Origin of the sequence: Mesorhizobium sp. M7A.F.Ca.CA.002.15.2.1, assembly GCF_003998715.1 — a bacterium.
Lineage (GTDB): Bacteria > Pseudomonadota > Alphaproteobacteria > Rhizobiales > Rhizobiaceae > Mesorhizobium > Mesorhizobium ciceri.
Map to the genome: position 1 here is coordinate 1 of NZ_RZPI01000149.1, position 9,572 is coordinate 9,572.

9 protein-coding genes and 1 pseudogene are annotated in these 9,572 nt (G+C 62.8%); 8 read left to right on the forward strand and 2 right to left on the reverse strand.

Annotated features, from left to right (window positions below; genetic code table 11):
- Positions 1-95: 95 nt before the first annotated feature.
- From purF to ENZ74_RS11335, 4 genes are all read left to right on the forward strand, one after another.
- Complete coding sequence (purF, locus tag ENZ74_RS11320) at positions 96-1,565, forward strand: amidophosphoribosyltransferase (protein WP_013532528.1); 1,470 nt, start codon at positions 96-98, stop codon at positions 1,563-1,565.
- A gap of 43 nt (positions 1,566-1,608) precedes the next feature.
- A complete protein-coding gene (locus ENZ74_RS11325) occupies positions 1,609-2,349 on the forward strand; it encodes an SDR family NAD(P)-dependent oxidoreductase (protein WP_013532529.1) in 741 nt (246 codons plus the stop codon).
- Positions 2,350-2,484: 135 nt separating this feature from the next.
- Complete coding sequence (locus ENZ74_RS11330) at positions 2,485-3,114, forward strand: hypothetical protein (protein WP_013532530.1); 630 nt, start codon at positions 2,485-2,487, stop codon at positions 3,112-3,114.
- Positions 3,115-3,282: 168 nt separating this feature from the next.
- Positions 3,283-3,504, forward strand: a complete 222-nt coding sequence (locus tag ENZ74_RS11335) for a hypothetical protein (RefSeq protein ID WP_013532531.1) — start codon at positions 3,283-3,285, stop codon at positions 3,502-3,504.
- A gap of 3 nt (positions 3,505-3,507) precedes the next feature.
- On the opposite strand, the gene ENZ74_RS11340 is transcribed toward ENZ74_RS11335, so the two are convergent.
- A complete protein-coding gene (locus tag ENZ74_RS11340; RefSeq protein ID WP_013532532.1) occupies positions 3,508-4,014 on the reverse strand; it encodes an OsmC family protein in 507 nt (168 codons plus the stop codon).
- 202 nt (positions 4,015-4,216) lie between these two features.
- Between ENZ74_RS11340 and aguA the strand changes: the two genes are divergently transcribed.
- Both aguA and ENZ74_RS11350 read left to right on the forward strand, forming a co-directional pair.
- On the forward strand, positions 4,217-5,323 hold the full coding sequence (gene aguA / locus ENZ74_RS11345) for an agmatine deiminase (protein WP_013532533.1): 1,107 nt from the start codon (positions 4,217-4,219) through the stop codon (positions 5,321-5,323).
- A gap of 45 nt (positions 5,324-5,368) precedes the next feature.
- Entirely contained in the window at positions 5,369-6,463 is a 1,095-nt protein-coding gene (locus ENZ74_RS11350; protein WP_013532534.1) for a polyamine ABC transporter substrate-binding protein, read from the forward strand.
- A gap of 109 nt (positions 6,464-6,572) precedes the next feature.
- Here ENZ74_RS11350 and ENZ74_RS11355 read toward each other — a convergent pair whose 3' ends face one another.
- Positions 6,573-7,322 (reverse strand): LuxR family transcriptional regulator, encoded by a 750-nt coding sequence (locus tag ENZ74_RS11355; protein WP_013532535.1) that lies wholly within the window; start codon positions 7,320-7,322, stop codon positions 6,573-6,575.
- Positions 7,323-7,539: 217 nt separating this feature from the next.
- On the opposite strand from ENZ74_RS11355, the gene ENZ74_RS11360 reads away from it, so the two are divergent.
- The gene (locus ENZ74_RS11360) at positions 7,540-9,057 is read left to right on the forward strand and encodes an alpha/beta hydrolase (protein WP_013532536.1); all 1,518 of its coding nucleotides are present in this window, start codon (positions 7,540-7,542) and stop codon (positions 9,055-9,057) included.
- 178 nt (positions 9,058-9,235) lie between these two features.
- Positions 9,236-9,572, forward strand: a pseudogene (locus ENZ74_RS11365) (EamA/RhaT family transporter); the annotation flags it as partial.

Genomic DNA, 9,572 nt, shown 5'->3' on the forward strand with positions numbered 1-9,572 from the left:
CGGCGTCAGGATCTGACGATGGTGTGAACGACTGCACGGCCCGCGTTGCTTTCGGCGCGAACCCGCATTATATGGCGATTTTAGCGGAGCTTAAGATGGCAGACGCAGACGACGTGCTTTCCGCCGAGGCCGACGACCATTTCCACGACGAATGCGGTGTGTTCGGCATTTTCGGCCGGCAGGACGCTGCGGCCATCGTTACATTGGGCCTGCATGCGCTGCAGCATCGCGGCCAGGAAGCGGCCGGCATCGTTTCCTATGACGGCAGCCAGTTCCATGTCGAACGCCATGTCGGCCTGATCGGCGACACCTTCACCAAGCAGCGCGTCATCGACAGCCTGCAAGGCAACCGCGCCATTGGCCATACGCGCTACGCCACCACGGGCGGCGCCGGCATGCGCAACATCCAGCCCTTTTTCGCCGAATTGGCCGATGGCGGTTTCGCCGTCGCCCACAACGGCAATCTGACCAACGCCATGACCGTGCAGCGCGCGCTGCAGAAGCAAGGCGCGATCTTCTCCTCCACCTCCGATACCGAGACGCTTTTGCACCTCGTCGCCACCAGCAAGGAGCGCGATTTGAACTCGCGTTTCATCGATGCGGTGCGGCAGGTCGAGGGCGCTTTCTCCCTGGTGGCGATGACGGCCAAGAAGATGATCGGCTGCCGCGATCCGCTCGGCATCCGGCCGCTGGTGCTGGGCGATCTCGACGGCGCCTGGATCCTGGCCTCTGAAACCTGCGCGCTCGACATCATCGGTGCGCGTTTCGTGCGCGACCTGAAGCCCGGCGAGATGGTCGTCGTCACGTCCAAGGGCATCGAGAGCCTGTTCCCCTTCGAGCCGCAGAAGACCCGCTTCTGCATCTTCGAATATGTCTATTTCGCGCGGCCGGATTCCTCGGTCGAAGGCCGCAACGTCTATGAGGTGCGCAAGCGTATCGGCGCCGAGCTGGCGGTCGAAAGCCCGGTCGAGGCCGACATCGTCGTGCCGGTGCCGGATTCGGGCACGCCGGCGGCGATCGGCTTCAGCCAGGCGGCCGGCATTCCCTTCGAGCTCGGCATCATCCGCAATCATTATGTCGGCCGCACCTTCATCCAGCCGGGCGATTCGATCCGCCATATGGGCGTCAAGCTGAAGCACAATGCCAACCGGCGCATGATCGAAGGCAAGCGCGTGGTTCTGGTCGACGACAGCATCGTGCGCGGCACCACCAGCCAGAAGATCGTGCAGATGGTGCGCGACGCCGGCGCCAAGGAGGTGCATATGCGCATCGCCTCACCGCCGACACGCGCCTCCTGCTTCTACGGTGTCGACACGCCGGAGAAATCGAAGCTCCTGGCGTCGCGCATGTCGATCGAGGAGATGGCCGAGTTCATTCGCGTCGATTCGCTTGGCTTCCTCACCATTGACGGGCTCTACCGCGCGGTCGGCGAGGCCAGCCGCGACAACGACCAGCCGCAATTCTGCGATGCCTGCTTCACCGGCCAGTACCCGACCCGCCTGCTCGACTTCGAAGGCCACGACAATGTGCGCACGCTGTCGCTGCTGGCGACAAGCGGGACGTAGGCCGGACCGCCATCAGCGTTAGTCAATTCCCGGAATCCATCGCATGACCCTCGACCTTTCCGGCCGCGTTGCGGTCGTCACCGGCGCCTCGCGCGGCATCGGCTATTTCATTGCCAAGGAATTGGCTGCCGCCGGCGCGCATGTCATTGCGGTGGCTCGTACTGTCGGCGGGCTGGAAGAGCTCGACGACCAGATCAAGGCGGCCGGCGGCCAGGCGACACTGGTGCCGCTCGACCTCGCCGACATGGCCGGCATCGACCGCCTGGGCGGCGCCATCCACGAACGCTGGGGCAAGCTCGACATTCTCGTCGCCAATGCCGGCGTGCTCGGCGTCATCTCGCCGATCGGTCATGTCGAAGCAAAAACCTTCGAGAAGGTGATGACCATCAACGTCACCTCGACCTGGCGGCTGATCCGCTCGGTCGACCCTCTGCTGCGGCTCTCCGATGCTGGCCGCGCGATCATCCTGTCTTCCAACGCCGCGCACTCGGCGCGCGCCTTCTGGGCACCCTACGCGGCATCCAAGGCCGCGGTGGAGACGATGATGCGCTCCTGGGCGCATGAGACGCAGAGCCTGCCGCTCAGGGTGAACGCCGCTGACCCCGGCGCCACCCGCACCGCCATGCGGGCCCAGGCAGTGCCGGGCGAAGATCCCGAGACGTTGCCGCATCCCTCCGAGATCGCCAAACGCATCGTGCCGCTGGCCAGCCCGGACCTGAAAGAGACCGGATTGATCTTCCAGGCCAAGCACAATCGCTTCGTCGCCTATAGGCAGCCGGAATAAAAGTTGAGCCTTTTTTTTGACGCATGTCGGTTTCCCAAAAACCGCTGCGCACTTTTAAGCGACATGCGTAGGGATTAAACAGGCCTCCGGAAACGTTTCTTCGACGTAGTCGAAGCCCAAACCGGAGGAACCACCATGCGCAAACTGCTTCTCGCCACCGCGGCCATCCTGATCGCAGCCGCGGGCGCCGCTTACTCGCAAGATGCCAAGATGAGCTTCTTCGTCACCAGTGTCGGTTCCGGCAAGGGTGCCGACCTCGGCGGCCTCAAGGGTGCTGACGCGCATTGCGCATCGCTGGCGGAAGCCGCCGGCGTCACCGGCAAGAGTTGGGCCGCCTATCTGTCGACCAGCGACACCGACGCCCGCGACCGTATCGGCAAGGGGCCGTGGGTGAACGCCAAGGGCGTCAAGATCGCTGACGACGTCGCCTCGTTGCACAGCGATGCCAACGGCATCACCAAGCAGACGGCGCTCAACGAGAAAGGCGAAGTGGTCAACGGCCGCGGTGACACGCCGAACCGCCACGACGTGCTGACCGGCTCCAAGCCCGACGGCACCAAGATCGCCGACCAGACCTGCGGCGACTGGACGATGAGCGGGGCGGAAGGCGCCGCGATGATGGGCCATCATGATCGCACGGGCCTCGACGATTCTGCAGCCGCCAAATCCTGGAATTCCTCGCACGCCTCGCGCGGCGGCTGCAGCCAAGAGGCGCTGAAGGGCACCGGGGGCGATGGCTTGTTCTATTGTTTTGCCACCAACTGAGCCGATTGCGCTTCGAAATCGGGCTGGGAAACCCGCCGTCACATCACGCGGCTGTGATGAGACGGCGGGAAGCTGTGCGGCGGTCATGCTTTCGTCATTTCCTTGGAGTTGGTAGGGTCACCGCGACTCCCACAACAAGCGCCCAACTGGCAGAACAAGGAAATCCCCATGGCTACGACCGCAGCAGCGTTGGTCTGGTATCTGGTAATCGCCGGTCCGCAAGGCGGCATGGTCGTGCTGCCCAGCACCTTCGACAAGCGCGAACAATGCACCGCCGCCATCACCGAATATCAGAAGCAGCCGACACCAGCCGGCTGGTCGGTGCAATGCGTGCCGAGCGCCTCGCCCTTCACCGACGAGGGTGACGCCGAAGAACCGTCAGCACAGTAGGCGTCAGCGGCGTGCGCTGACCGTCAGTTCCGGCTTCTGGCTGATGGTCTGGAATACCACGCAATAACGCTCGGTCAGCTTTAGTAGCGAGTCTATCCGCTCCTGCGGCTCATCGGTGTCGAGGTTGAAATTGAGCCGGATGGCGCGAAAGCCGACCGGCGCATCCTTGGCGACACCGAGCGTGCCGCGAAAATCGAGATCGCCTTCAGCCTCTACCGCGGCGGCGCCGAGTTTGAACTCGAGCGCCGTCGCCACCGCCTTCAGCGTCACCCCGGCGCAGGCGACCAACGCCTCCAGCAGCATGTCGCCCGAGCAGAGCTCAAGGCCTGAGCCGCCTGTTGCCGGATGCAGGCCGGCGATGGCGAGCGCCCTGCCCGTCTCCACCTTGCAGGCAACCGACTGGTCGTCGATCGAGCCCTTGGCGCGAAGCGTGATCATGGCCTGCGAAGCGTCGTCACGATAGGCCTGCTTCAGCGGCGCCTGCATGGCCTTCAGTTCGGTCGCATCCATCCGCTTTCCCCTTTCGTCGACTGCTTGCGTCACCGGCATGCGCCGTCCGGTCAAGATTTGCGCCGATCACCTTGGGAAGGCAATGCCATTCCGCAACAGGTGCCAGCCGCCTACACCGATATCCCAAATGGGACATTGACGGACAAGGTCCCAAAAAAGTCTGATCCGGGCAAGTCATCACTCCATTTCCCGGCGGTCCCCGATGCCTCGAACCCTCTCGACAAGGCCGAAACAGGATGGGTTTCGCGCGCCCGGCGAATTCGAACCCAAGTCAGGCTGCTGGATGATCTGGCCGGAGCGGCCGGACACCTGGCGCCTCGGCGCCAAGCCCGCGCAAAAACTGTTCGCCGATGTCGCCGCGGCGATCGCGCAAAGCGAGCCGGTGACGGTGGCGGCTTCTGCTCGCCAGTGGCAGAATGCCCGAGCGCGATTGCCTGGCCATGTGCGTGTCGTGGAGATGTCCACCAATGATTCCTGGCTGCGCGACAGCGGTCCCAACTTCGTCGTCAACGATCAAGGCGACGTGCGTGGCGTCGATTGGATCTTCAACGCCTATGGCGGTTTTGACGGCGGCCTCTATTCGCCATGGGACCTGGATGACCTTGCGGCGCAAAAAGTGCTCGAAATCGAGAACATGGATCGCTACCGCGCACCTCTGATCGCCGAGGGTGGCGGGTTGCAGTGCGACGGTCAGGGCACGCTCATCACGACGGAGCAATGCCTGCTCAACCGAAATCGCAACGCTCATCTCGGCAAGGCCGAGGTGGAGCGCCAGCTTGGCGACTATCTCGGTGTCGACACCGTCATCTGGCTGCCACGCGGCTTTGCCTTCGACGAGACCGACGGCCATGTCGACGACGTCTGCTGCTTCGTGCGCCCCGGCGTGGTCGTGCTGAGCTGGACCGACAATCGGGACGACCCACAATATGAGATCGTGCGCGAAGCCGAGGCGGTGTTGCGTTCGGCTCGTGATGCGAAGGGCCGCGCGCTGGAAGTTCACCGGCTGCCCCATCCCTTGCCGATCGAGATGACGCCGGAAGAAAGCGACAGCGTGGACCGGCTGGATTCGACCTGGGCGCGACCGGCCGGAAACCGGATCGCGGCGAGCTACATCAACTACTATCCGGGCAACAGCGTCGTGGTGGTGCCGCAGTTCGGCTGCGATCTCGATGTGAAGGCCAAGCGGACGCTGGCCGAGCTGTTTCCCGACCACCGAATAGTCGGCATCGAAAACTCGCGAGAGATCCTGCTGGGCGGCGGCAATGTCGCCTGCATCACCTTGCCGGTCTATGCCCCGCAACGACGTTGAGGGACGGAGCATGCCGAGAACACATAGCGAAAACGGAGGACATTCATGCGCGCTCTGATCTTCTCAACCCTGCTTGCCTGCGGCGTCTGCGCAAATGCGGCTTCGGCGGACGAGGAAAAGATCGTCAACGTCTACAACTGGTCCGACTACATCGCGCCGGACACGGCCGAGAAATTCGAGAAGGAAACGGGAATCAAGGTTCGTTACGACGTCTATGACGGCAACGAGGTGCTTGAGACCAAGCTGCTCACCGGCGGCTCCGGATATGACGTGGTCTACCCTTCAGCCTATCCGTTCCTCAAGAACCAGGTGAAAGCAGGGGCTTTCCTGGAACTCGACAAATCGAAGCTTGCCAACCACTCGAAGATCGATCCGCAAGCCCTCGCGCTGATCGCCGGCGCCGACCCGCAGAACCTGCATGCAGTGCCCTATATGGCGGTCACCGACGGCATTGGCTACAACGTCGCTGCGGTGAAGCAGCGGCTGCCGGACGGGCCGACAGATTCCTTCGCCATGGTCTTCGACGTCGATGTGGTCAAGAAGCTGTCCGATTGCGGTGTAGCTATCATCGATGCGCCGGCTGAAGTCATCCCGATGGCGATGAACTACCTTCACATCAACCCCAAATCGACCAGTCCCGACGACCTCGCCAAGGTCGAGGACCTGCTGGTCAAGGTGCGGCCCTACATCCGCTATTTCCATTCGTCGAAATACATCAACGACCTCGCCAACGGTGACATCTGTGTGGTGTTGGGCTGGTCGGGCGACATACTCCAGGCAAGGACCCGTGCGGCGGAATCCGTGAAGAAGCTGGAGATCGCCTATTCCATCCCCAAAGAAGGCACGCTCATCAACTTCGATACGATGGCGGTACCGAAAGATGCGCCGCATCCCGACAACGCCCAGGCCTGGATCAACTTCAATCTGCGGCCCGATATCGCCGCGGCCAATTCCAGCTATGTCTCCTACGCCAATGCGATACCGGAGTCCCTGCCGCTGATGGACAAGGCCATAGCCAGCGACCCCGGCGTCTTTCCGCCTGATGCCGTGAAGGCCAAACTGTTCGTGGTGGACAACAACGACCCAAAGCTGCTGCGATCCCAAAACCGCATGTGGACGCGCATCGTGACGGGACAATAGAGCAATTCCAGAAAAAGTGCGCAGCGGTTTTCCCGGGAAAAGCGCGTAGCGCTTTCCCTTGGGAATTGCGTCAAAGCAAAAAGACAGAGCCGGGCGGAAGCCGTCAGGCTCAAGCGGCTTCGCGGATGGCCGCCAGCAACTCGACCTGGGAGTGCACACCGAGCTTGCGATAGATCTGCTTGATGTGGTTGCGGACGGTCCCGGGCGAGATGGCGAGGCATCGCGAAATCGTCTTGGCGTTGCCACCATCGACCAGATGCCGCGCAATCTCGGTCTCGCGCCTGCTCAGCCGCGAGCGAGCGTCACCGATTGCGGCGCCCTTGTGCCGGAAGCGGCACAGATGGAGCAATCTTTCCAAAATGAGCCTTGTCGCGCTGCTTGCCGCGCAAGCCGTCGCCAGATCCTGCTCGCCAAACGGTTCTGCCCCGTTTCGCCTGAGAAAAGTGACATAGCCAGCGGTCAGCCGGTCGAGATTGAACACGCCGGTGATCTCGTCGAAACTGTCGGAAGGGCCGAAGAATTCGCGATAGTAGGGAGTCCGCTGGAAGTCGCCATTGCGGAGTGCCGACAGCGGCAACAGGAAATCCTGCCTTGTGCTGGCGAACCTCTGGAAGAAGGGATCCTGGCGATACAGTCGTGCATCGTAGTCGCGGTTCCAGCGATCGGGACCGGCATCGTCGATGGTCAGGGATGTGATGTCGCGACGGTAAAAGCCGACATAGGCGCGGTCGGAGCCAAGCAACTCGCTCGCCGCTGCCGTGAAGCGAGCCGACAATTCTTCGGGTGTCACGGCAACGGCCGCAGCGGCGACACCGCCGCTCCAGCGCCCAAACTGATCGAGGGAAAGGTTCGACTGCATTCCAATTCATACTAGGCATGATGCCGAAAAGTGTGAAGCGGTTTTCGGACGGCATCATGCTCCATCTGTTTGATTTAGAGCCGGATTCAGATTTCAGGTCGATCGACCTGAAATCATCCGGCTCTAGCGCAAGCCGTTGCAAGTTCAAATCAGCCATTTCCTTTGACTTCGACCCTCTCGGCCATACCTATGCGGGAGTCGTTGTCGCGGAGCCATCATGCCGGTCAAATTGAAACTGATCTGCCTTATCCTGCCGATGCTCGCCGTCCTGGCGCAGCCCGTCCTGGCTGAAACGGCGGAGCGGCCGGCGCCCTCGGGCGGCGTGCTATCCCTGCTGCCGCCGCCGCAGACCACCAACCATTCGATCACGCTGGCCGGGCGCAAGCTGGATTACCAGGCAAAGGCGGCGACCCTGTCGCTGCTATCGGGCAAGGGCGACGTCACGGCGGAGATCTTCTACGTCGCCTACACACTGGAGCCGCCGGCAAGCGGGGCCAAAGACCAGCAGCGGCCGATCACCTTCGTGTTCAACGGCGGCCCTGGAGCAGCGTCCGCCTATCTGCATATCGGCGCACTCGGTCCACGGATAATCGCGACGGGAGCCGACGGCGAATTCCTGCCGTCACCGCAAAGACTGATCGACAATCCGGACAGCTGGCTCGACATGACCGATCTCGTCTTCGTCGATCCGGTGGGAACAGGCTATAGCCGCGAGGCACCGGGGCAGGACACGCGCGATTTCTGGGGCGTAAACCAGGATGCCAGCTCGATAGGCGCCTTCATCCGGCTCTATCTCGCGCAGAACGGCCGCACCGGGTCGCCACTGTTCCTCGCCGGCGAAAGCTATGGCGGGTTCCGCGCAGCGCTGCTCGCCAGGACGTTGCAGGAAGATATCGGCATCAGTCCGAACGGCATCGTGCTGATCTCGCCGGCGCTGGAGTTCACGCTGGTGCAGCCCGACGAATTCGAGCCGCTGCATTGGGCGCTCGAACTGCCTTCACTGGCTGCGGTGCGCCTGCGCGCCGAAGGCGTCAGCGGCGACGCGTTGCGGGAGAAGCTGGCAGACGTCGAACATTATGCGATGGGCGATTACCTCACGGCAATCACCAGCGGACTGGAGCAAGGCAGGCGGCTGGCCAGCCAACGCGTGGCTGACATCACCGGCCTGCCGCTCGACCTGGTGCAGCGGAACTCCGCCCGCATCCCCACCGGCCTGTTCGCAAGGGAGTTCGCCCGCGCCAGCGGCAAGGTGCTCAGCCCCTATGACGCCACGATCGGCACGGCCGACATCGCGCCCGAGAGCGCCCGCATCGCCGGCCCGGATCCGGTGCTCGACCGCAGCGTGCCGGCGCTGACGTCGGCATTCGTCGGCTATATCAGCGACGAACTGCATTTTCGCACCGATGTCAGCTATCGGCTGCTCAATGGCGAAATCAGCCACAATTGGGATTACGGGACCGGCGCCTCGCGGCAAGGCTATGCCGGGGTGATGGACGATCTGCAGCGCGCACGCTCGCTGAACCCTTCGCTCGGCGTCGTGATCGTTAACGGCTACACCGATCTGGTGACACCTTACCTCGCCTCGCGCTACCTGGTGAGCCAGATCCCGTCGCTCGCCAATGCCAAGCCCATCCGTCTCGATGTCGTCGAGGGCGGGCACATGATGTATTTCAGGTCCGACGGCCGGCGCGCGCTGAAAGAAGCCGCTTCGGAGCTTTATCAGGCGACGCAGTAGGCTTGGCGACAGTGCAGCTCGCCATGGACCCGTGCCCCAATATAAGCACCGGACTGGCGTAGCGCCGCAGGGGTTTTCGCCCGTATAGCTTGGTACCAAGGGAGTTGAATTCACGGCTCCCTTGTGTCGCTCCTCACAGCATTTCTGCCGCTCCGGCAAATTTGGTCCCACGCGCCTTATGGCCGATATCGCCATTCTCGAAACACGCGAGCGGGTTCTTGCAGGCATCCTGCTGACCGGTGCGGCCTATCTGCTGTTTTCGACACAGGATGCTTCGATCAAGCTGCTGGTCGTCGGCATGAGCGTCTGGCAGATCATGTTCTTCCGCAGCATCACCATTCTGGGCGCGTGCGCGGCGATCGGCGGACGACAGCTGTTTGCCGACACGATGCGCTCGCCGATCGTGCGGCCGATGCTGGTGCGCAGTGCCTTCACGCTTGCTGCGTGGCTCTGCTACTACAACGCCGCGCGCAGCCTGCAGCTCGCCGAACTGACCACCGTTTATTACGCGGCCC